The organism is Amycolatopsis sp. SB7-3 (assembly GCF_041021335.1).
Taxonomy (GTDB): domain Bacteria; phylum Actinomycetota; class Actinomycetes; order Mycobacteriales; family Pseudonocardiaceae; genus Amycolatopsis; species Amycolatopsis japonica.
In genome coordinates this window covers 1,126,106-1,147,469 of sequence record NZ_JBFPJQ010000002.1, presented here as the reverse complement: position 1 = coordinate 1,147,469, position 21,364 = coordinate 1,126,106, and the positions used below count along the sequence as shown (strand labels likewise).

Annotated in this window: 14 protein-coding genes and 2 tRNA genes; 10 read left to right on the top strand and 6 right to left on the bottom strand. The window is 70.7% G+C overall.

Annotated elements, in window-relative coordinates:
* Positions 1 to 5: 5 nt before the first annotated feature.
* Positions 6 to 1,202, top strand: coding sequence for a CdaR family transcriptional regulator (locus AB8M46_RS23435; protein ID WP_037339460.1), 1,197 nt, complete (start codon positions 6 to 8; stop codon positions 1,200 to 1,202).
* A 106-nt stretch (positions 1,203 to 1,308) separates the two neighbouring features.
* On the opposite strand, the gene AB8M46_RS23430 is transcribed toward AB8M46_RS23435, so the two are convergent.
* Together AB8M46_RS23430 and AB8M46_RS23425 are read right to left on the bottom strand one after the other, a co-directional pair.
* Complete coding sequence (locus AB8M46_RS23430) at positions 1,309 to 2,526, bottom strand: lipase family protein (RefSeq protein ID WP_394361579.1); 1,218 nt, start codon at positions 2,524 to 2,526, stop codon at positions 1,309 to 1,311.
* Between the two features lie 36 nt (positions 2,527 to 2,562).
* Positions 2,563 to 3,093, bottom strand: a complete 531-nt coding sequence (locus AB8M46_RS23425) for a hypothetical protein (protein ID WP_394361578.1) — start codon at positions 3,091 to 3,093, stop codon at positions 2,563 to 2,565.
* 7 nt (positions 3,094 to 3,100) lie between these two features.
* On the opposite strand from AB8M46_RS23425, the gene AB8M46_RS23420 reads away from it, so the two are divergent.
* The 8 genes from AB8M46_RS23420 to AB8M46_RS23385 all read left to right on the top strand — a co-directional run bounded on the left by AB8M46_RS23420 (position 3,101) and on the right by AB8M46_RS23385 (position 12,720).
* On the top strand, positions 3,101 to 3,373 hold the full coding sequence (locus AB8M46_RS23420) for a hypothetical protein (RefSeq protein ID WP_394361577.1): 273 nt from the start codon (positions 3,101 to 3,103) through the stop codon (positions 3,371 to 3,373).
* Between the two features lie 249 nt (positions 3,374 to 3,622).
* On the top strand, positions 3,623 to 4,855 hold the full coding sequence (locus AB8M46_RS23415) for a DUF6801 domain-containing protein (RefSeq protein WP_037339451.1): 1,233 nt from the start codon (positions 3,623 to 3,625) through the stop codon (positions 4,853 to 4,855).
* 64 nt (positions 4,856 to 4,919) lie between these two features.
* Complete coding sequence (locus tag AB8M46_RS23410; RefSeq protein WP_394361576.1) at positions 4,920 to 6,041, top strand: DUF6801 domain-containing protein; 1,122 nt, start codon at positions 4,920 to 4,922, stop codon at positions 6,039 to 6,041.
* A 407-nt stretch (positions 6,042 to 6,448) separates the two neighbouring features.
* The gene (locus AB8M46_RS23405; RefSeq protein WP_394361575.1) at positions 6,449 to 8,671 is read left to right on the top strand and encodes a heavy metal translocating P-type ATPase; all 2,223 of its coding nucleotides are present in this window, start codon (positions 6,449 to 6,451) and stop codon (positions 8,669 to 8,671) included.
* 49 nt (positions 8,672 to 8,720) lie between these two features.
* Positions 8,721 to 10,604 (top strand): serine/threonine-protein kinase, encoded by a 1,884-nt coding sequence (locus AB8M46_RS23400; protein ID WP_394361574.1) that lies wholly within the window; start codon positions 8,721 to 8,723, stop codon positions 10,602 to 10,604.
* Positions 10,605 to 10,613: 9 nt separating this feature from the next.
* Complete coding sequence (locus tag AB8M46_RS23395; RefSeq protein ID WP_394361573.1) at positions 10,614 to 12,458, top strand: protein kinase; 1,845 nt, start codon at positions 10,614 to 10,616, stop codon at positions 12,456 to 12,458.
* Between the two features lie 79 nt (positions 12,459 to 12,537).
* Positions 12,538 to 12,612, top strand: a tRNA-Val gene (locus AB8M46_RS23390).
* Positions 12,613 to 12,648: 36 nt separating this feature from the next.
* Positions 12,649 to 12,720, top strand: a tRNA-Val gene (locus AB8M46_RS23385).
* A gap of 159 nt (positions 12,721 to 12,879) precedes the next feature.
* Here the strand turns inward: AB8M46_RS23385 and AB8M46_RS23380 are convergent.
* A complete protein-coding gene (locus tag AB8M46_RS23380) occupies positions 12,880 to 13,464 on the bottom strand; it encodes a TetR/AcrR family transcriptional regulator (protein ID WP_125736062.1) in 585 nt (194 codons plus the stop codon).
* 88 nt (positions 13,465 to 13,552) lie between these two features.
* Here AB8M46_RS23380 and AB8M46_RS23375 point away from each other — a divergent pair, with 88 nt between their 5' ends.
* A complete protein-coding gene (locus AB8M46_RS23375; RefSeq protein ID WP_125736061.1) occupies positions 13,553 to 13,972 on the top strand; it encodes a VOC family protein in 420 nt (139 codons plus the stop codon).
* Here the strand turns inward: AB8M46_RS23375 and AB8M46_RS23370 are convergent.
* Genes AB8M46_RS23370 through AB8M46_RS23360 form a run of 3 tightly spaced genes read right to left on the bottom strand, consistent with a single transcriptional unit; the run spans position 13,947 to position 21,363 of the window.
* Positions 13,947 to 15,437, bottom strand: coding sequence for an MFS transporter (locus tag AB8M46_RS23370; RefSeq protein ID WP_394361572.1), 1,491 nt, complete (start codon positions 15,435 to 15,437; stop codon positions 13,947 to 13,949). The genes AB8M46_RS23375 and AB8M46_RS23370 overlap by 26 nt on opposite strands.
* Positions 15,434 to 19,630 carry a beta-ketoacyl synthase N-terminal-like domain-containing protein gene (locus AB8M46_RS23365; protein ID WP_394361571.1) on the bottom strand — a complete coding sequence of 1,399 codons (4,197 nt, stop codon included), beginning with the start codon at positions 19,628 to 19,630 and terminating at the stop codon, positions 15,434 to 15,436. The genes AB8M46_RS23370 and AB8M46_RS23365 overlap by 4 nt, the downstream gene beginning before the upstream one ends.
* Positions 19,627 to 21,363: a fatty acyl-AMP ligase gene (locus tag AB8M46_RS23360; protein WP_394361570.1), complete on the bottom strand. Its 1,737-nt coding sequence runs from the start codon at positions 21,361 to 21,363 to the stop codon at positions 19,627 to 19,629. Before AB8M46_RS23360 ends, AB8M46_RS23365 begins: the two co-directional genes overlap by 4 nt.
* Position 21,364: the final 1 nt, after the last annotated feature.

The following is a 21,364-nucleotide window of genomic DNA, read 5'->3' as shown; positions in this document are numbered from 1 at the left end:
CACACGTGAGCTGGCAGCCCGTCGGCGCCCTGTGGGCACGCCTGCCGAGGGAACTCGGCGACGCCGTCCGCCCGCGTATCCCGGCGATCGCCCGGCACTGCGTCGAAGGCGTGGTGTCCGAGATCGGTGAATGCGCCGAGGTGTTCAGTGACGGCGAGGCCCGCGCGGCGGCCGTTGAGCTGACCAGGCGCAGTATCGAACGCGCCATCGACCGGGTCGGCGTCCCCGAACTGCTGCAGAACGACCTCCTGGCCGATTTCCGCGCACAGGGCCGCATCGCGTTCCATCAAGGACTCAGCCGGGAAGCCGCGCAGGCGGCGTTCAGGGTCTCGAGCCGGGTGCTGTGGCGTTCGATCGCTTCGATCGGCCGCCAGCTCCAGCTGCCCGGTGACGTCCTCTATGGAGCGGCCGAATGCCTCTTCGGCGACGTCGTCGAGGTGACGATGGCGCTGGCCGACGGCTACAACGCCGCACAGGCGGAGGCGACGGGCCCCGCGGAGCAGCGGGCGCGGTTGTTCCGGCTACTGGCCGGCGGCACCGGGTACAGCCAGGCCGACGCGGGCGCGCTCGCCGTCGCCATCGGCTGGCGGATCCCGGAGCGGATCACGGCGGTCGTCTTCACCGCGGCACCGGGGGCGCCCTCGTTCCCGGCCGGTCTGCTGCCCTCGGCGGTGCCCGTCGATCTCGTCTCAGACGTGCCCGGCGCGCTGGTGGCCTGTCCCGAAGCCGACTTGAGCGGTCTGCGGGAGCTGCCGTCCGGCTGGACGGCGACGGTCGGGGTGTCCGTTCCGACCGCGCAGGCCGCCGAGTCGTACCGCATCGCGCGCCGCGCGTCCGAGCTCGCCCAGCGGGGCATGATCACCACGGTCGGCCCGGTGCTGTGGTGCGAGGAGCACATCACCACGCTGCTGTTGCTCGCCGACGAGTTCCTGCTCGACCGCCTGGCGGGCGAGGCGCTGGAACCACTGTCGGGGCTGGCGCCGCGTCAGCACGACGAGCTGTCCGCGACCCTGCTCACGCAGGTGCAGACGCGGGGCAGTGCGCCCGAGATCGCCCGGCAGCTCGCGGTGCACCCGCAGACGGTGCGGGCGCGGCTGCGGCGGCTTTCCGAGCTGTTCGGCGAGCGGCTCGACGATCCTGATCAGCGGCTGCGGATCGAGCTGGCCTTGCGCGCGGAACGGCTGCGGCCCGCCGACGTCTGACGATCCTTGTCCACAAAGGACGCTGGGTCACGTGACTGGATGGACGACACGGGGTCGTGAGTGGCGATTCGGGTTCTAAGCCGAATCGCCACTCACGACCGGTGCGTCAGGCGCAGTTCGACGTAGCCGGAGCGCCCGCGACCCGGTCCTTGAGGAACGCGAGCACGTCGGCGTTCCCGGTGTAGACCGCCGTGATGTGGTCGGTCTCGAAGGTCTTCCAGGTCGTCTTGACCCCGGCGGTGCAGTAGGCCTTGTGCAACGCGTCGGCCTGGGCGAACTGCACGAGCTGGTCCTGGGTGGCGTGATAGAGGAACACCGGGACCTTCGGGGGAGTGGCGCCGAGCTTGTTCTCGTTGAGGCGCTTCACCCATTCCGGGCGCACGTACCCGGCGCTGGTCGTGTAGTCGGCGATCTTGTTGTTCGCGTAGGTGGTGAGCAGCTCGAACGTGCACGCGCTCTTCTGCATCTCGGCCAGCTTCACGCGACCGTTGTCGCTGAGGAACGAGTCCAGTTTCAGTTCGGGGTAGGCGTTGTCCAGGCCGATCAGGGCGTAGGCGAAGACACCGAAACCGAACTTCCCGTCGAGCTGCAGGGTGACCTGGACGAGGTCGGCGGGCACACCGCCGGCGGCGACGCCGACGAGGTTCAGCTCCGGCGCGTAGGTGGGCTGCAGTTCGCCGGCCCAGGCGGCCGCCCCGCCGCCCTGCGAGTACCCGCGGAAGAGCACCTTGGCGTCGGCCGACAGTTTCGACTCCGGCAGGCGTTGCGCGGCGCGGACGACGTCGATCACCGCCGGGCCTTCCGAACGTCCGACCACGTACGTCGTCTTCGGATCCTGGCGGTAGCCCTCGTAGTCGGTGAGGGCGACGGCGTACCCGGCGTCGAGCGCGTCGTCGAGGCCGGACTGCTCGTAGAACGCGCCGATGTCGATCATCTTCGACGGTGTGCAGGTGAACGCGGGACCGTGCGTACCGGCGGCGAACGAGACGATCGGCGCTTTCGCCGGGTCCACGTTCTTCGGCACCAGCACGGTCCCGGTCACCGCGTCCGGCTGCCCGAGGGCGTTCGTCGACAGGTACATGACCTGCCACGCGTTGACGGAATCCTTACGCGGACCGGCTTTCGAGATACGCGAGCGGATGATGTCACCCGGTTTGCCCGCCGGGAGCGGGGACGGCGGGGTGTAGAACGAGTCGTCGGACGCCGCCGGGACGGCGGAGCTCGCCGGGCTTCCGGTCAGCACGGTCAGGAGACCGGCGGACAGGACGATCGCCAGCGCGACGGCGAGTGTCCGGCGGGACGGGCGGGGGAACGGGGTCGGCACGGCCGGGCCTCCAGAACGGGGTGGCTGGTCGGGGGATCAGGCGTTGCCGCCGTAGACCTGGCGGCAGGTCGTGGACTCGGTGAACGCGAGATCCAGTTCCGGGTTGGTGCGCAGATGCTTGATCGGGCCTTCCGGCTCGCTCAGCCCGCTCATCGTGCTGTCCGCGTCGGCGACCACCTTCTGCAGGCTCGCCTGATCGGTGACCTTCGCGTCCTGCATCTGCGTCAGGGTGGCGGACACCTTCGACTTGGTCTCGCCGAGTGTGGTGGTGGCCTTGTCCACGGCGGACTGTCCATCCGGGACCGGCGGCACACCGGCGTTCCGGATCCCGCCCGCCATGTCGTCGAGCGCGGCGGAGAGCGAGTTCAGGAAACTCACCATGGCGGTTTTCGTCGCCTGCGGATTGGCGGGGTCGAACGCCGGCGGCTGGGACAGTTTCGCCGAGCCCGTCGCGACGCCCGAGCACACCTTGTCCACCCATGCGAGCGCGGCCGGGTCGGCGTGCCTGCCCGCGTCGGCCGGGTCGTCCGACCCGCAGGCGCTCAGCAGGACCGCCGCGGCGGTCACGGAGACGGTGGCGAACGCGATTCGCGCTGCCGTGCGGCGCATTCTTTTCATGGTTTCCCCGTCGAATTCGGCGAAAGAGGGCCTGCCGCGGCACGACGAGCGGGATTCCGCGATGGTCGGCGGCGACCGGCTTGCTGAACCGCGAGGTTACTCACGAAAGATTCCGGCAGGCAAGGCGGGTGCGGCCCGGAAAAGGGGGATTGGCATGCGCGAGATAGTTTTTCGGGCCGCGATTGTCACCCTCGTCAGCGGTTTCGCGAACGGCCTCATCCGGCTCTGAACTGGGGAAACCCATGTGTCGCTACTAGGAACACCTCCGGCGCACCGTGCCAGCGTGACAATTTACCGATGGCACGTCAACTTTTCCGGGGAAGCACTTGATAGCGGTGCGGACGCGTCGTTAGTTTACTGTTCGGTTGCGATCCGTCAGACATCGTCGCTACCCGGAGAATTCTCCCGGGCCGATATTCATTGCTCTGGGGAATTGTACGCCGTTTCGTATCATCGTTGATACCACGGAAGGACGATCGTGAGTCACCGTAGAGGAACCAAGAAGGCGGTCGCCGCCGCCGCTGCCGGTGCCGTGGGGCTTGCCACCGCGGTACTCGTGGTCGGGGCACAGTCCAGTGTCGCCGATCCGATCTCGCTCCCGCTCAACTATCACTGCAACCTGCCGCTCGTGGGGTCGCAGTCGCTCAAGGTGGTGATCAACACCGATCTTCCGCTGTCGGTCAAGACCGGTCAGCCGACCGGGACGTTCGACATCAAGGCCGTCTCCACGATCAACGCGGACACGGTCAGCGGGCTCAACCTGATCGGTGCGACCACGCTGGAAGGCCAGGCCATCGCGGCGGCGACCGTGGCGGCGCCGGGGCTCAACCTCCCGGTCAAGGTCCCGAACGACATCGCCAAGCAGAACATCCCCACCTCGGGCGAGATGACGGTCAACGCGGCGGGCAAGACGCCTTCGCTGACCTTCAACCAGCCTGGCGAGGCGAAGATCACCGTGGGCGACCTGCAGTTGAAGGTCACCCCGCGCAAGGCCGACGGTTCGGTCACCGGCATCACGCCGGACGGCACGATCGACGCGCCCTGCACGCAGGATCCCGGCCAGAACAACACCCTGGCCACGATCAAGATCGGTGACGGGGGCGGCGGCACGACCACGCCGACCACGCCCACCACTCCGACCACGCCCACCACCCCCACGACGCCGACCACGCCGACGACTCCGCCCACCTCCACCCCCGGTGGCGGCGGACTCAAGTACGCGTTCGGCATCAAGGGACAGACCGCGCTGAAGTCGCTCGGCAGCACGGCCGCGATCAACGGTGGGTTCGACGCGGACGTGGACCTCGCGTCGAAGACGTTCACCGGTGACCTGAAGCTCGACCCGTCGTCCACCCAGTTCAAGCTGTTCGGGTTCATCGACGGGCGTTCGGAGATCAAGGTCGAACAGGTCGGCAAGCAGACCGGTGAGCTCGTCGGCACCGGGTTCAAGGCGCACATCAAGTTCAACGTGTTCCTGCCGAGCGTGCAGATCTTCGGGATCCCCATCAGCACCGACCCGAAGTGCGGCACGGTCAGCCCGTCCACCAGCGAGATGACCACGGGTCCGGACTTCGACCTGCTCAAGGGCGGGAAGCTCACCGGCACCTACTCGCTGTCCGCGCTGCAGAACTGCGGTCAGCTGAACGACTGGGTCAGCGCGTTCGCCAAGAGCGACGGCAACACGCTGGACCTGAACCTCACCAAGAAGTAAGTCAGGCAGCCGGTCCCCGTCGCCTCCCGCGACGGGGACCGGTGCCGTTTTCGGGAAGGCGACCATGCCCTTTCGTGCCAACGTCCGGATGCTGCTCGCGGCGGGCCTCATCGTGCTGATCACCGCCGGCTGCCTGCTGTTCGTCGCCGTCCGCAGCGCGGCGGCGGGCACGCCTGTCGACAAGAAACTGTCGTTCACCTGCCCGTTCCCGCTGATCGGGCTGCAGAAGCTCGACGTGAACATCAAGGCCGACTTCGAGGTGCCGACGGCGCCCGGCGGCACGCTCACCACCTCCGGGCTGACCATCACCGTGACCGTGCCGGACAAGGCGGCCCGCGGGCTGAACCTCGTCGGCGCCACCACCATCGAAGGCACCGCGGCGGCGGGCGTGACACTGGTCAACGGCGACGCGAACCCGCTTCCCGTGCGTCTCCCGCTGAACGTCGCGAAGACCGATCTGCCGCCGTCCGGCTCGTTCAGCACGGTGGCGACCGGCTCCGTCCCGACCATCACGCTGGCGAAACCGGGCAAGACGACACTCACTGTCGGCGACTTCACCACCCGTCTCACCCCGAAGAAGGCCGATGGTTCCTTCACCGGGCTCGGCTCGTTCACCTCGGACTGCGCGCTCGACCCCGGCCAGGACCCGGTCCTGCTCTCCTTCGAACTCGGCGACAAACCCGCGGGACACCGGTACACGGTCGCCGGGAAGACCGGCGTCAAAGCCCTAGGTGCCGCCGCGCCGCTCACCGGCACGTTCGATCTGAGCCCCACCGCGGCCACCGTGTTCAGCGGCGGCCCGGTGTTCGACAAGGCGCACACCGACTTCCGGCTGTTCGGCTTCCTGCCGGGCTCGGCCGATCTGGAGTTCGTCGCCGACGGACCGCAGGGCGGTGACCTCGCCGGGACCGGTTTCGTCGCGCGGCCCCGGTTCACCACCGTCCTCCCGCTCGTCACGCTCGTCGGCATGCCGGTCAGCACCGGGCCGTCCTGCCGGACGTCGGCCCCGTCGACGGCGGAACTGCGCACCGGTGACGGCTTCACCATGGCGAAAGGCGGCGCGCTCGCCGGCACCTACTCGCTCGCGCCTCTGACCGGCTGCGGCGCGTTCACCTCGTACGTGAGCACCCTCTTCCAGGGAGACGGCAACACCTTCGAACTCGCGCTGACTCCACGCCAGGCATAGTGGTCGCGCTGGTCGTAAGTGGCGCAGCTGAAGTACGTGAAGGCCCCCTTCCTGTACCCAGGCGCAAGGATGGGGGCCTTCATGTACTTGGGGATGGCGTGAAGGACTCCTAGGCGGATTCGTCTTTGTGCGCCCAATGTGGCATTGGAGACACTGAGCGTCTCCGATGCCACATTGGGCGCACCGACTTCAGGGTAGGCAAGGAGGCTTTCATGGACCGGGGCCTTGAACGCCGCTCACGACCACCTGTACCGAAGCCCGACTTGAGACACCTGTTTCCACCACCATCGCAGTAGTCGGCCCGGCGGCGGGTCCGGTTCCCGCCGCCGGTAATCTGCCTCGCGACACCACCAGGACACCTGTTCCACCACCGAGGAACCATCGGTGAAACCTGGGAGTGCCACGAAATGACGATTTCCGCGCCGGAGTCCGCCGTCCGCACGGTGGAGCTGACCGTGTCGGGGATGACCTGCGCCGCCTGTTCGGCGCGGGTGGAACGCGCGCTGAACAAACTCGACGGGGTCCGCGCGTCGGTGAACTACGCGACCGAGCGGGCCACCGTGCAGGTTCCCGAAACGCTGGCCGACGACGTGCTCGTCGAGCGGGTCCGCAAATCCGGCTACACGGCGGAGATCCGCGGCGTCGAGGATCCGGACCTCGGTTTCGCCAAGGTCCGGGATCTCCGGCGACGGCTGGTCGTCGCCGCGTTGCTGGCGATCCCGCTGGGGAACCTCTCGATCACACTCGCCCTGGTGCCGCGGCTGCGGTTCCCCGGCTGGGAGCTGCTGTGCCTCGCGTTGGCCGTGCCCGTGGTGTTCTGGTCCGCGCTGCCGTTCCACCGTGCCACGGTGCGGAACCTCCGGCATCGTTCGTCCAGTATGGACACTCTGGTATCGCTGGGGGTGCTCTCGTCGTTCGCGTGGTCGGCTTGGTCAGCCTTCGCGGGCGGCAGCGAACCCGGCTACTGGATCGGCTTCGGCCCGACCGCGGCCGGCGCAGACGCGATCTATCTCGACGTCGCCGCCGGGGTGACCACCTTCCTGCTGGCGGGCCGGTACTTCGAGAGCCGGTCCCGGCGCAGCGCCGCCGGACTGCTGGCCGCGCTGGACGCCTTGGCCGCCAAGGACGTCCGAGTCCTGCGGGACGGCGCCGAGCGGATGGTCCCGATCGGCGAGCTGACCGTCGGTGACCTGTTCGTGGTCAAGCCGGGGGAGTCCGTGGCCGCCGATGGCGTGGTCCACAACGGACTGTCCACTGTGGATGTCAGCGCGGTGACCGGTGAACCGGTGCCCGCGGAGGTCACCACCGGGGACCGGGTCATCGGCGCTTCGGTGAACCGGGACGGCAGGCTCGTCGTCCGCGCGACCGCGGTCGGCACGCATACCCAGCTGGCCCAGATGACCGCGCTGGCGGAACGCGCCCAGGCCCGCAAGGCCGCGGTGCAGCGTCTGGTCGACCGGATCTGCGCGGTGTTCGTCCCCGCCGTGCTCGGCGTGGCCGCGCTGACGCTCGCGGTCTGGCTGCTCGGCGGGGCGCCCGCGCGCGAAGGGTTCGCGGCGGCCGTCGCCGTCCTCATCATCGCCTGCCCGTGCGCGCTCGGGCTCGCGACGCCGACCGCGCTGATGGCCGGGGTCGGCCGCGGCGCCCAGCTCGGCATCCTCATCAAGGGCCCGGACGCGCTCGAGGCGAGCCGCACGGTGGACACCGTCGTACTGGACAAGACCGGCACCGTCACCACCGGGAAGATGACCGTCACCGCATGCCGTCCCGCCGACGGGTTCACCACCGGCGAGTTGCTGCGGTTCGCCGGGACGGTGGAGGCCGGTTCGGAACACGCCATCGCGGCGGCCGTGGTGACCGCGGCGCGGGCCGGGCTGCCGGACCTGCCCCCGGTCGAACGCTTCACCGCGCTGCCTGGACTCGGCGCGCAGGGCGAGGTCGAGGGGCACGACGTCCTCGTCGGCAACGCGCGGTTGTTCGCCGATCGAGGGATCCCCTGCGACGTCACGGCGGCAGACGGCGCGACGGCGATCCTCGTCGCGGTGGACGGCCGGATCGCCGGGCACCTGGAGGTCCGGGACGTCGTGAAGCCGTCGGCGCGGGCCGCCGTCGACGCCCTGCACGCGCTCGGCCTGCGGACCGTGCTGCTGACCGGCGACAACGAAGCCGCCGCCCGCGTGGTCGCGGACGAGATCGGCGTTTCCGACGTGCGCGCCGGGGTGCTGCCCGCGGAGAAGGCCGCGGTCATCGAGGAACTGCGGGCCGGGGGAGCGCGGGTCGCGATGGTCGGCGACGGGATCAACGACGGTCCGGCGCTGGCCACCGCGGATCTTGGCATGGCGATGGCACACGGCAGCGACATCGCGGTCCGCTCCGCCGACATGGTGCTGGTCCGCGAAGACCTGCGCGTGGTCCCCGACGCCATCCGGCTCGCCGATCGCACGTTGCGGATCATCCGGGGGAACCTGCTCTGGGCGTTCGGGTACAACGTCGCCGCGATCCCGCTGGCCGCGCTGGGCCTGCTGAACCCGCTGATCGCCGGGGCGGCGATGTCGCTGTCCTCGGTGCTCGTCGTGTCCAACAGCCTCCGGCTCAAGGATTTCGGCCGGGCGGACCGACGCGCTGCGTGACACTTGCGGGTGGTTTTGTACCATCGCCCCTCGGGACAAGGGGGCCTTCGTGAAGCCGTTGAACACCGGCGAACCCACCGGCGTGGGGCGCTACCGGGTGTTCGCCGCGCTCGGCGAGGGCGGGATGGGCCGGGTGCTGCTCGGGACCTCGTCCGACGGGCGCCTGGTCGCGATCAAGCAGGTCCATCCCGGTTTCGCGCACGATCCCGGCTTCCGCGAGCGATTCCGCCGGGAGGTCGAAACCTCGCGCCTGGTGTCCGGTGCGTACACGGCGCCGGTCATGGACGCCGACCCGAACGCGCCGACACCGTGGCTGGCCTCGGTGTTCGTGCCGGGACCGGCCTTGTCCGAGGCCGTCTCCGCCGGCGGTCCGCTGCCGCCGATGGCGGTCCGGCATCTCGCCGCGGGGCTCGCGCTGGCGCTCGGCGACATCCATCGGGCCGGGTTGATCCACCGCGACCTGAAGCCGAGCAACGTCATCCTCACCGGCGACGGTCCCCGGGTGATCGACTTCGGCATCGCCCGTGCCGTCGAAGGCGACTCCGAACTCACGCATACCGGCGCCGTCATCGGTTCGCCCGGGTTCATGTCGCCGGAACAGGCCGAGGGCAAACCGCTGACCCCGGCGAGCGACATGTTCTCGTTCGGCGCGCTGCTGGTGATGGCCGCGACGGGGGCGAATCCCTTCACCGGGACGTCCACCCCGCACACCTTGTACAACGTCGTCCACGTCCACCCCGATCTGCGGCATCTCGCGCCCGAGCTGCGGCAGATCGTCGAGCCGTGCCTGGCGAAGAACCCGGCGGACCGGCCGTCCCCGGCCTGGGTGCTGGAGCGGCTGGGCCCGATCCCGCCGGTCACCAGCCCGTGGCCACCGGTGGTGTCGCACCTCATCGCGACGCAACAGGCCGAGGTCCAGCGGTTGCTGAACCCGCCACCGCCGAAACGAGCCCGGCGTGGCCTGTACGCCGGGCTCGCCGCGGCCGGTGTCGTGCTGCTCGTCGGTGGCGTCGTCGCGGCGGTCTCCTTGTCTTCGGACGATCCGCCGCCTGCGGCCGTCGCGCCGAGTTCGCCGCCGCAACCGGACGAGCCGATCGCCACCCCGGTCAACCAGGACCCGCTCGGCCCGGACAACCTGCGCCGGGTCGATCTGTGCAAGGTCCTGAAAGGGCGCGACGTGCCCGGGTTCGGCAAGCTCAGCTCCAAGATCGACATGCAATTCGATTCGTGCACGTACTCTTCGCCCGAGGGAAAGTGGCTGGAGCTCGCGGTCGGCGGTGACCTCGTCGAAGGCGAGGCGGGCGGCGAGCTGGAAGGACTTCCATTGCGGGTCAAGGGATCCGACGACGCGTGCGCGGTCGCCGTCCCGGTCTCCGGCCTGCCGAACACGAAGCTCACCGTCGATATCAACTCGATGTCCACAAAGGACGCCGCGTGTTCGGTGGTGAAGGCGGCGCTCACCGACGCGGTGAAACGGATCCGGTCGGGCGGCCAGGAACGCGAGCTGCCTACCGGGACGCTGGCGCCGCTCGACCCGTGTGCGCTGGTCGGCCCCGTGACGACGGACCGGCTGATCGGCCCGGTCGTCGAAACGATCCGCGAACATCTGCACCAGTGCAGGTACGACGCGGCGGGCAGTGTCCGGCTGAGCCTGGTGAGGGCGTACCCGCCGTCTCAGTCGAAGGATTCGTACTACACGGAGACCGCCACCCTGGATCTCGGCGGTGCCACGGTGTACCTGGCGAAGAAGGACGACGGCGTCGCCCGTTCCACCTGTTCGCTGACCTGGCAGCATCGGTCCGTCAGCGACCGAGACGGCGAGAACGTCGAGCTCACCGTCGGGACCAGTGGTACGAAGATGACCGCCGACGAAGCCTGCGAGAAGGCGAAGGCGTTCGCCGGGGTGCTGCTGCAGAAACTTCCGAAACCCTAGGGCTGGTCAGTGAAACCGTTGAACCCCGGCGAACCCCGGCAGATCGGCCCGTACCGGATCATCGCCGAACTCGGCGAAGGCGGGATGGGCCGCGTCGTGCTCGGCCTCGCTCCGGACGGCAGGCTCGTCGCGGTCAAACAGCTGCACGCCCAGTTCGCGCACGACCCGCGTTTCCGTGAGCGGTTCCGGCGCGAGGTCGCCACGTCGCGGCTGGTCTCCGGCGCCTACACGGCCGCGGTCATGGACGCCGACGCGGAAGCGGAAACCCCGTGGCTCGCCTCGGTCTTCGTCACGGGACCGTCCTTGAAGGAGGCCGTGGACGCGGCCGGACCGCTGCCCGCCGAGTCGGTGCGGCTGCTGGCGTCCGGGCTCGCCGCGGCGCTGACCGAGATCCACCGTGCCGGACTGATCCACCGGGACCTCAAGCCCAGCAACATCATCCTGACGAGTGACGGGCCGAGGGTGATCGACTTCGGCATCGCGCGGGTGGCGGAGGAGGCGCAGGACCTCACCGGGACGGGCGCGATCATCGGCTCGCCCGCGTTCATGTCCCCGGAACAGGCGGCCAGCGGGCAGATCACCGGCGCGAGCGACGTGTTCTCCCTCGGCGCGATCCTGGTCATGGCCGCGACCGGCCGCGGCCCGTTCACCGGCCCGACCGCACCGCAAACGCTGTATAACGTCGTGCACGGCGCGGCGGATTTCAGCGCCGTCCCGGACGAGATCCGGCAGCTCGCCGAGCCGTGCCTGGCCAAGGATCCCGCGCGGCGGCCGACCCCGGAACAGATCCTGGACTTCCTCGGCCCCGTGCCGCCCGGTGCGGCGCCTTGGCCACCGGCCGTGCACGCCCGGATCCGGCAGCAGGACACCGAGGTGCGTTCGGTGCTGGCCCTCCCGCTGCCGATCTGGCGGCCGCCGCCCAAGAAGATGGCGCCGCGGACGAAGAAGATCCTGTTCGGCTCGCTCGCCGCGGTCGTCCTGCTCATCGTGGGCGGGATGGTCGCGCTCGGCCTCGCCATCGCCGAGCACGCCAAACCCGAGAATCCCGGGGTCACCTCGCTGTCGGCGAACGATGCGCTCGCTGCGGAACGGCTACGGCTGGTGGATCCGTGCAAGGTGCTCGCGGGCCGGTTCGTGCAGGAGTTCGGCACCCTGAAACCGGAAACGAGCCCGATCTACCCGGCGCGCTGCAAGTACACCGGGCTCAAGGGCGTCAGCTTCGAACTGCGGCTCGGCGAAGGGGTGAGCACCAGCAGTGTCGAACGGACGGACCGCACGGCCGAAGGGCTGCCGTTGCTGCGCAGCACGATCAGCGGCGGCTGCGATTCGGTCGTGCAGCTGCCGTCGGACCGGCGGCTCGGCGTCGTCGTCTCCCATCCGGGGCGGGAAGGCGATCCCTGCAAGGCCGCCGACGACATGCTGAGCGCCGCGCTCACCCGGCTGCGCACACACGAGGTCGATCGCGTTGGTGACCCGGCGAGCATCCTGCCGCTCGACCCGTGCGCGGTCGCCGACCCCGCGGTGCTCGGCAAGGCCATGCCCAACACGCAGCCCGCCCCGCGGACGTTGCGGATCTGCGAGTGGGTGGGTGGAGGGAACACGCTGACCGTCGAGCTGCAGCGAGGCGCCTACGCGCCGGAGGGATCGCCGGTCGACCTCGGCAGCGGTGTCACCGGTGACATGCGGGAGTTCGGCGGCTCGAACTGCGTCGTCACGTGGCAGCATCGGCCGCTGCCGGACCGCGAGGTCGAGCACGTCGCCGTCCGGCTCCTGGCGCGCGAGGGGAGCGGAAGCCCTTGCGACCGGGCGAAGGAGATCGCGGGCTCGATCGCGTCCCGCCTGCCGAAACCCTGAGCCTCGCGGATTGGGAACCCCCTGTGCGGCCCCGAAAACGGGGTCCGCTAAGCTGTCTCCAGTACGAACGAAACACCACGCGCGTTTAGCTCAGCGGGAGAGCGCTTCCCTGACACGGAAGAGGTCACTGGTTCAATCCCAGTATCGCGCACCAGGTTCGCTTCCTCCGGTGGACCGAAGTTCGTACCACGGGCGATTAGCTCAGGGGGAGAGCGCTTCGTTCACACCGAAGAGGTCACTGGTTCGATCCCAGTATCGCCCACCGCAGTGAAGGCCCCACCCGGCACCGGGTGGGGCCTTTTCGCGTTGTGCCCGGACGCGTGACTCGCGTGCTTGAAGCCGTAACTCGCGTGATTGGACGCCGAACTCGATGATCCGGCCCCAATCACGCGAGTTACGCCTCTAATCACGCGAGTTCGGCTCAGCGGAGTGCTTCGATCATCGGTGTCAGGGTGTCCATGGTCGCGGCGAGGTCGGCCTTCGGGTCGGGGGAGTGGGCGAGCCAGACGGCGGCCTCGTTCATCGCGCCGGAAAGCAGGCGTACCAACGGTTCGACGGGCCGCTTCGCCAGGACGCCCTCGGTCATGAGGCCGGTCAGGGCTTCGGCGAGGTGCCGGGCGGACGACTCCGCGTCCAGTTCGCGCCAGTCCTGCCAGCCGACCACCGACGGACCGTCCAGCAGCATGATCTGCTGTGTCTCCGGATCGGTCGCGGCGGCGAGGAACGCGCGGCAGCCGGCGAGCAGTCCGGCCCACGAGTCCGGCGCGGCGTCCGCGGCCCGCGCGATCTGCTCGCCGACGTCGTGCTGCACGACGCCGAGTACGTGCCGGAACAGCTCCGCCTTGCTGCTGAAGTGGTGGTAGAGCGCGCCTTTGCTGACGCCGGCGGTCTGCGCGATGGTCTCCAGACCGACCTTGCCGTACCCGTGCTCGGCGAACAGCCGCCGGGCGGTGGCGGTCAACGCCTCCATCGTCTCTTCGCGTTGCTGCTGTTTCGTGCGGGCCATGCCCGGATCTTGACATACCGACCGTCGGTTGGCTAATTTCGATAAAACAAACCGACGGTCGGTATTGTTCACGAGATAAGGCGGCACCATGCGTCTGACCAGCTTCTATCCCGTTCTCATGACCGAGAAGATCGCCGAGACACGGGACTTCTACCGCGATCACTTCGGCTTCGAGCTCACCTTCGAGGCCGACTGGTACGTCAGCCTGAAACGCGGTGAGTGGGAGCTCGCGATCCTCGCCCCGGGGCACGACACCATTCCCGGCGGGGCGGGCAAACCCGTGCAGGGACTGTTGCTGAACTTCGAGGTCGAAGACGTCGACGCCGAGTACCGGCGGCTGGTCGGGGAGGCCGGGCTGCCCGAGGCGCTTTCCCTGCGCAGTGAGGAGTTCGGGCAGCGGCATTTCATCGTCGCCGACCCCAACGGCGTCCTGATCGACGTGATCCAGGAGATCCCGCCGACCGGGGAGTTCGCCGGGCAGTTCACCGACGAGGCACGCCCGAGCTGACGAGCACGGCCACCAGGAACAGTCCACAAGCGACGGCCGCCGACACCTGAAGCCCCGTGGTGCAGGCGGCTTTCGCGGCGTCGAGCAGTTCGTCGGCTAAATGCGACGTGAGGCCGGATACGGCCGCCTCCGCTTGAGCCGGGCCTGACAACGCCAGCGCTCGCGCCGGTTCGGGCACGCCGGCCGGGATGGTCAGATGGCCCGCGTACACGGCCGCGGCCAGGGAACCGAACACCGTCGTCCCGAAACCGGCGCCCAGTTCGTAGCCGGTCTTCTCCACGGCCGCGGCACCGCCGGCCTGGTCCGCCGACGTCGCCGAGAGCAGGGTGTCGGTGCTCGACGTGAGCGCGAGCGCCATCCCCAGACCCAGCCCGGTCAGCCCGGCAGCCAGCAGCACCGGCGAAGTCAGCGCGGCCGGACCCGCCGCCGGGACCAGCAACGAGACCGCCGCCACCGCGAACCCGGCCGTCCGGACCCGGGCGTTGCCGAAGCGTCCCAGCAGGGACGGTGTCACGACGCTTCCGACGGCCGACGCGCCCAATACGAGCAGCAGCCGGCCCGCCGCCGCTGTGGGCGATAGGCCGAGCACCACCTGCAGGTATTGGGCGAACAGCAGGCCGAGCCCGACGAGTGTGCTCATCACCAGCAGCACTCCGCCGACCGCGGCCCGCACGCCCGGCCGCCGGAACAGGGCGAGGTCCAGCAGCGGTGGATCGGTCCGGCGCTGGCGGCGCAGGAACAGTCCGATGAGGACACACCCGGTCACGCCCGAGGCGACGGCCGTGGTCCAGGCGCCCGGATGCCCGACGGCGAAAGCGATTCCGAGGACACCGCCCGCCGCGAGCGCCGCACTGGCCGCGTCCCACGGACGCCGCCCGGGTGGGTTCCGGGGGAGCCACCGCAGCGCCAGGACGACCGCCGCCAGAATCACCGGCGGATTCAGCAGGAACGTGGCCCGCCAGCCCCACACCTCGACGAGCACGCCGCCGAGGATCGGCCCGAACACCGAGCCGGTGCCCGCGATCCCGCTGCACACCGCGATCGCCGTCCGGCGACGCCGCTGGTCCGGGAACAGCTCGCGGAGCAGCGACATCGTCACCGGCATGATCATCGCGCCGCCGCAGCCGAGCAATGCGCGACAGCCCAGCAGCACCGGGACGTTCGGCGCGAACGCGCAACCGAGCGACGCGATCCCGAACACGACGTACCCGGCGACCAGTACGCGCCGCCGCCCGTACCGGTCGCCGAGGGTGCCGAACGGCAGCAGCAGCGGCGCGGCGGTCAGTGGGTAGATCGCCACGATCCACACCTGAGCCGCCGCGCCTGGCCGCAACTGCCGGACGAGGTCGGGCAACGCGACGTGCAGCACGGTCGCGTCGACCGCCACGAGGAAGAGCCCGGCGCCGAGTACTGCCAAAAGCGGCCAGGCGCGGTCGACCGCTCGCTCGGCCCGGGCCGTGGTCACAGGAGTCCCGTCAGATGCCTCGCCACGACATCGACGTGGGGTGGGTCGACCACCGACAGGTGATGCGCCTCGACCGGCACGATCTCCAGCTCCGGGCACAGTTCCGCCCAGCCCGCCGCGAGATCCGTGCGCGAATACCGGGGTTCCATCGCCAGCCCGGCGGCGTACTGCTCGGTCGCCCGGTAGAGCACGACGCGCCCGTCGTAGCGACGGGGCGTGCCGCGTTCGGCCGCCAGTGTGTCCAAAAAGGACTGACGCTGGTGCCGGAGTACGCCGGGGCTGAGCAAGCCCGCTTCGGCGACCCGCCGCATGGTCAGCTCGATCTGCTCCTCTTCGGGCAGCGGTGCGAGCTCCTCGTGGCCGAGCCGCACTTCGCGGCCGTAGGTCCCCTCGACGTATCCGGTGAAGCGCAGGAACCGCCGGGCCGACGACGCCCTCGCATCGAGGTCCGGCTCCGGAAGCGGGAGCATCGTGTCGATCAGCGCGACGAACTCGACCTCCTCGCCTTCATCGGCGAGCCGCGCGGCGACCCCGTACGCTAGCGCCCCGCCGAACGACCAGCCCGCCAGCCGGTACGGCCGGTCGCGACGTTGTTCCCGCACCAACGGCAGCAACTGCTCGACCCGCTCTTCGATGCTGACACCGGGAACGCGTTCGAACCCGATGCACGGCACACCGGCGGGCAGCCGCTCCAGCAGCGGCCGGTACACGGTGCACGTGCTGCCGCCAGGGTGGAACAGCAGCAGCGGAGCGACTCCGGGCTCGCCGGGCGCGAGGACGTGCACCGGCCCCCGCTCCTCCCTCGTGTCGAGGACCGCGCGGGCGACGTCGGCGATGGCCGCGAGGGTGTCGTGCCGGCGGAGTTCTGTGGCGTCGACAGGCGTGGCGAGTTCGGTGCCGAGCCCGGCGGCGAGCAGTTCGGCCAGCCGGTCCGGTGTGGCCGTCTCGGTCAGCCGGACGTGTGTTCCGGCCGCTTCGGTGCCGGTGTGTTCTTGCCACAGGCGCAGCACCAGCCGGTCCGCCGCGTCCCAGGCGCGACCGCGCGGCGGCAGCGGCGCCTCGTTCTCGCGGGGCGCGAGATCGCGGCTGAGATCGGCGAGTGTGGCGCCGCGGAGCACGGCCGCGGAGTCGGGTTCGGTGCCGAACTCGCGGCGGACGGCCTCGCGGATCCGGTTCGCCATCAAGGAATCGAGCCCGAGTTCCACCAGTGGGACGTGGGCGTCGAGGCGGTCGGGACGCAGCCCCATCACGGCGGCGACGATCTCGGTGAGCCGGTCGCCTCCGCCACTGCGCGCCGGTTCGGGCTCCGGCGTGCGGGTCGCGAACGACGGCGCCTCTTCGGTTGTCGTGTACCAGTGCCGTTCGTGCCGCCACGGCATCGGCGGGACGTCGACCAGCCGGGCCCCGTCGTCCGGATCGGCGGTGGTGATCCGGGTGCCCGCGCAGTAGAGCTCGGCCGCGGCGGCGCCCAGCGCGCGGACCTCGTCCTGGCCCCGGCGCAAGGTCCCGGTGACGAGCGCGTCGTCGATGCCCTCGGCTTCGAGTGTCCTCGCCACCGAACCCCGCAGGATCGGATGCGGCGACACTTCGAGGAACACGCGGTGCCCGTCCGCGGCGGCGGCCGCCACGGCCTGCCGGAACCGCACCGGACGCCGCAGATGCGCGGCCCAGTACCCTGCGTCGAAGTCCGGCAGCTCCCGCGGATCGGTCAGCACCGTGTCGTACCAAGGAACCGTGGGACGACGGCCGCCCAGTTCGACGAGCGCCTCCCGGAGCGCGGGCAGTACCGGGTCGACGCGGGCGGAGTGGCCGGCGACCTCGACCGGCAGCAACCGCGCCCTCAGCCCGGCCGCTTCGAGTTCCGCCACGAGCAGATCGAGCACGACCGCGTCCCCGGCCACGGTCAGCTGACCCGGCGCTGATTCGACGGCGAGTTCGATGTCCGGGTACAGGTCGAGCTCTTCGGGCGCCAGCTCGACCGCCGCCATCGCGCCACCCGGACCGATGGTGCCCAGGAGCCGGGCCCGGGTCGCGACCAGGTGGACGGCCTCGTCGGGCGTGAGCACGCCGCTCACCACGGCGGCCGCCGCGGAGCCGAGGGAGTGCCCGAGGACGGCCGCGGGCCGGACCCCGAGTGCCTCCCACTGGGCGGCGAGCGCGATCTGCGTGCCGAAGATGGCCGTCTGGGTTTCGGGCAGAGACAGGGGATCCCCGCTGGTGAGCAGGGCGCGCAGCGAGCGGCCGGTGTGCTCGGTGAACAGGTCGTGGAGCTTGTCGACCTGGGCGGCGAACGCGGGTTCGGCGGCCAGCAGTCCCTGCCCCATACCCGGCCACTGCGAGCCGTGGCCGGAAAACACGAACACCGGCCCGTCGGTGCTCCGCGCGGTGCCGGTGACCGCGCCCGCGGGCAGCGGATCGGCGCCGGAGCCGACAGCGCGCAGCAGCTCGGCCAGCTCAGCCGTGTCCCCGGCCACGACGGCGGCGCGGTGCGGACCGCCGTTGTCGCGACGGGCGAGCGTGTGGGCTACGTCGGCCAGGGACAGCGACGGCGTGGCTTCCAGCCAGTTCGCCAGCTGCGTCGCCCGTTCGGTGAGGCGGTCGCGGGTGCGGGCCGACAGCAGTCCGATGCGGACGTCACCGCGGTCCGGGACCGGCTCCGGCGGCGGCGCCTGTTCGAGGACGACGTGCGCGTTGGTCCCGCCGAAACCGAACGCGGACACGCCCGCCGTGGCCCGCCCGGACCGGCGCGGCCACGGCGTCGGTTCGGTCACCACCTTCAGACGCAGGTCGTCGAACGGGATATGCGGGTTGGGCGCGGTGAAGTGCAGCTGAGGCGGCAGTTCGTCCCGGGTCATCGCGAGGACGACCTTGATCAGCCCGGCGATGCCCGCGGCCGCCTCGGCGTGCGCGATGTTCGTCTTCACCGAGCCGATCAGCAGGGGTGCGTCGGCGGGGCGGTCCTTGCCGAGCACGGCGCCGAGCGAGCGGGCCTCGATCGGGTCGCCGAGCAACGTGCCGGTGCCGTGCGCCTCGACGTAGTCCACAGTGGACGGATCGAGCCGGGCGCCGTGGTACGCCGTGCGCAGCATGTCCTGCTGTGCGACGGGATTCGGCGCCGCCATACCCTGTGACCGGCCGTCGGAGTTGACCGCGGTGGAGCGGATCACCGCCAGCACCCGGTCTCCGTCGTATTCGGCGTCCGCCAGCCGTTTGAGCACGACGACACCGCAGCCCTCGGCACGCGCGATGCCGTCCGCGTCCGCGGCGAACGTCTTGCACCGGCCGTTCTCGGCGAGCAGCCCCGCCGCGGCGAACGCGGCCGTCGGGCCGGGCAACAGCATGAGGTTCACTCCGCCGGCCAAGGCCAGATCCGCCTCGCCGTCGCGCAGCGCGCGGACCGCGTGGTGCACCGCGACCAGCGACGAGGAGCAGGCGGTGTCCACCGCCATACTCGGCCCGCGCAGGTCGTAGACGTAGGAGAGCCGGTTGGCCGCGATACTCCCGGCCGCGCCGGTGGCGGTCCACAGATCCACGCCGCCGCCCGCCATCGTGAGATGGCCGTAGTCGTGGGTCGAGATCCCGGTGAACACGCCGGTCCGGCTGCCACGCAGGGACGCCGGGGCGATGCCAGCGTGTTCCAGCGCGGCCCACGCGACTTCCAGGAGCATCCGCTGTTGCGGGTCCATTGTGGACGCTTCACGCGGGGTGATGCCGAAGTGGTCCGCGTCGAAACCGGCCACGTCGTCGAGGAATCCGCCGACGATCGGCGCCGCGTCAGCGCTCCACCGGCCCGGTGGCGCGGTTCGGACGGCGTCGCGGCCAGTGCGCAGCAGTTCCCAGAATTCGTCGAGGCCGTCCGCGCCCGGCCAGCGGCAGCCGAGGCCGACGACGGCGATCGGATCGGTCCGGCGACGGTCGGTGCCCGCCGGTTCGGGTTCGGGCTCGGTGCCGCCGGTGAGCGAGCGGGCCAGGTGGTCGATGGTCGGGCTCTCCCACAGCAGGGTGGCCGGGAGCGGGGTGCCGAGCAGGTCTTCGAGGTCGGCGGCGATGCCGACGGCCTGGCGGGAGGACAGGCCGTAGTCGCTGAGCGGGCGGTCGGCTTCGAGCCGGGCCGCGTCGACGCCGGTGTGCCCGGCGACGGTGTCCAGCAGCCAGCGGCGCAGCGTGGGGGTGTCGAACGACGGGTTTCTCATCGCACCAAGGCCTTTCCGTAGTCGCCGGCGAGGTAACGGTCGCGGCAGGCGCTCCGCGCGATCTTGCCGCTGGAGGTCCGCGGGACCAGGCCCGCCGGGACGAGCACGACGTCGCGCAGTGCGAGGCCGTGCGCGTCGGAAACGAGCCGCCGGACCGCCACGGCGAGCGCCCGCTCGTCCTCGGTGGTCAGCGCGCTGTGCCCGCGGTGTTCGGCGACGACGACCGCGGCTTCGGTGTCGGTGCCTTCGACGGCGAACGCGGCGACACTGCCGGGGCGGATGTCACGGTCGGCCGAGGCCGCCGTCGCTTCGACGTCCTGTGGGTAGTGGTTGCGGCCGTCGACGATGAGCAGGTCCTTGATCCGGCCCGCGATGTAGACCTCGCCGTCGTAGCGGACGCCGAGGTCACCGGTGCGCAACCAAGGGCCGGTCGGCAGCCCCTCGTGGTCGCCGGTCAGCCTGGCGCCGAAGGTTTCGGTGCTCTCCAAGGGTTTCTGCCAGTAGCCGGTGCCGACGTTGGGGCCGTGGACCCAGATCTCGCCGACCGAACCGTCCTTCAGCGCGACGCCGGTTTCGGGATCGACCAGCGCGACTCGCTGGCCCACCGGGACACCGCAGGCGACCAGCTTGAGACCGTCGTCCGACGGCCGTGCCGTTCCGGCGCCCAGCGCGGCGCGGTCGAACGTGGTGACCCTCGGCGGCACGCCGGGGCCGGTGGTGACGAACACGGTCGCCTCGGCCAGCCCGTACGCGGGCCTGGTCTTGTCCGGGGTGTACCCGACTGCGGCGAAGGTTTCGTGGAACCGGTCGAGCACGCCGGGGTTGATCGGCTCGGCGCCGTTGACGATCGCGGCGACCCGGTCGAGACGGAGCTTGGCGCGGTCTTCCTCGCGCACCCGGCTCGCGGCGTAGTGGAACGCGAAGTTCGGGGCGGCGCTCCAGCTGCCGTTGTGGTCGCCGAGCAGTTCCAGCCAGCGCACCGGGCGTTCGATGAAGGCCAGCGGATCCATCAGCACCGATCGCATGCCCATCGCCAGCGGCGTGATCAAGCCGAGGACGAGACCCATGTCGTGGAACAGCGGCAGCCACGACACCGTGGTACCCGTCGGTGCGATCCCGAGCCCGTGCACCGCCTGGCGGACGTTGGCGAGCACGTTCTCGTGGGTCAGCACCACGCCGGCCGGGCTGCGCGTCGAACCGGAGGTGTACTGCAGGTACGCCACGTCGTCCGGCGCCGGGGCGGGGGCGGGCCAGGCGCGGACGGGCCCCGTCTTGTCGGCCGCGACGACCGTGACGTGCTCGCCGCCGGGCAGGCCCGCCAGGAACTCGCGGACCGCGTCCTCGGGCGCGGCGGTGGTGATCACCGCGGTCGGGGAGCAGTCGGTCAGCACTGCGGCGAGCCGTCCGGCGTGCCCGGGCAGCCCGGGATCGAACAACGGCACGGCGATCGCGCCCGCGGTGATCGCGCCGAGGAAGGCGACGACGTACTCGGCGCTCTGCGGGCACAGGATCGCCACGCGGTCTCCGGCCCGGACGGGCAGGGCGCTCGCGACGGCGTCGACACGGTCCTTGAGTTGTTTCCACGTCAGCGTCCGCCGTCGCCCGGCGCGATCGGTCGCGAAGTCGGTGAAGGTGACCGCCGGCCGGTCGCCGTCGGTGTCCGCCCAATGCCGCAGGCAGTCGGGGAGGGTTGAGCCGGCCGTGGCGGGCAGGTTTTCGGGGGCCAGGGACATG

Excerpts from the sequence above, each read along its gene's own strand:
- AB8M46_RS23410 (WP_394361576.1), top strand. The coding sequence starts at position 4,920 with ATGCCCTTTCGTGCCAACGTCCGGATGCTGCTCGCGGCGGGCCTCATC.
- AB8M46_RS23405 (WP_394361575.1), top strand. The coding sequence starts at position 6,449 with ATGACGATTTCCGCGCCGGAGTCCGCCGTCCGCACGGTGGAGCTGACC.
- AB8M46_RS23380 (WP_125736062.1), bottom strand. The coding sequence starts at position 13,464 with ATGGCCCGCACGAAACAGCAGCAACGCGAAGAGACGATGGAGGCGTTG.
- AB8M46_RS23375 (WP_125736061.1), top strand. The coding sequence starts at position 13,553 with ATGCGTCTGACCAGCTTCTATCCCGTTCTCATGACCGAGAAGATCGCC.
- AB8M46_RS23365 (WP_394361571.1), bottom strand. The coding sequence starts at position 19,630 with ATGAGAAACCCGTCGTTCGACACCCCCACGCTGCGCCGCTGGCTGCTG.
- AB8M46_RS23360 (WP_394361570.1), bottom strand. The coding sequence starts at position 21,363 with ATGTCCCTGGCCCCCGAAAACCTGCCCGCCACGGCCGGCTCAACCCTC.